Raw genomic sequence first — 1,294 nt, forward strand, 5'->3', positions numbered from 1 at the left:
CCACAGGGACCAATAGGCTTAACCGGAGCAACAGGTCCGCAAGGAATACAGGGAGATCCAGGACCGCAAGGGCCAATAGGTTTAACCGGTGCGGATGGTCCACAGGGACCCATAGGTTTAACTGGTGCAACCGGACCGCAAGGAATACAAGGAGATCTAGGACCGCAGGGGCCCATAGGACTAACCGGAGCTGATGGTCCACAGGGACCCATAGGTTTAACCGGAGCAACCGGACCACAGGGAATACAGGGAGATCCAGGACCGCAAGGAATACAAGGAGATCCAGGACCGCAGGGGCCCATAGGACTAACCGGAGCAACAGGTCCGCAAGGAATACAGGGAGATCCAGGTCCACAAGGCCCCATAGGACTAACCGGTGCCGATGGTCCACAGGGACCCATAGGTTTAACCGGAGCAACAGGACCACAGGGAATACAGGGAGATCCAGGACCGCAAGGAATACAAGGAGATCCGGGACCAACAGGACCGCAGGGGCCTATTGGTTTGACCGGTGCTGATGGTCCACAGGGACCCATAGGTTTGACTGGTGCAACCGGACCGCAAGGAATACAAGGAGATCCAGGACCGCAGGGGCCCATAGGACTAACCGGAGCTGATGGTCCACAGGGACCCATAGGCTTAACCGGAGCAACAGGTCCGCAAGGAATACAGGGAGATCCAGGACCGCAAGGGCCAATAGGTTTAACCGGAGCTGATGGTCCACAGGGACCAATAGGCTTAACCGGAGCAACAGGACCGCAGGGAATACAGGGAGATCCAGGACCGCAAGGGCCCATTGGACTGACCGGTGCCGATGGTCCACAGGGACCCATAGGTTTAACTGGTGCAACCGGACCGCAGGGAATACAGGGAGATCCAGGACCACAAGGGCCAATAGGTTTAACTGGTGCAACCGGACCGCAAGGAATACAAGGAGATCCAGGACCGCAGGGGCCAACAGGACTGACCGGTGCGGATGGTCCACAGGGACCCATAGGTTTAACCGGAGCAACCGGACCGCAAGGAATACAGGGAGATCCAGGACCGCAAGGAATACAAGGAGATCCAGGACCGCAGGGGCCCATAGGACTAACCGGAGCTGATGGTCCACAGGGACCCATAGGCTTAACCGGAGCAATAGGTCCGCAAGGAATACAGGGAGATCCAGGACCGCTAGGGCCAATAGGTTTAACCGGAGCTGATGGTCCACAGGGACCAATAGGCTTAACCGGAGCAACAGGTCCGCAAGGAATACAGGGAGATCCAGGACCGCAAGGGCCAATAGGTTTAACCG

The 1,294-nt window shown here is 57.5% G+C and carries 1 pseudogene; it reads left to right on the plus strand.

The features are described from left to right. A pseudogene (locus PXG98_RS16410) lies at window positions 1-1,294 on the plus strand (hypothetical protein); the annotation flags it as partial.

Origin of the sequence: Eudoraea chungangensis (assembly GCF_029360665.1) — a bacterium.
Classification (GTDB): Bacteria; Bacteroidota; Bacteroidia; order Flavobacteriales; family Flavobacteriaceae; genus Eudoraea; species Eudoraea chungangensis.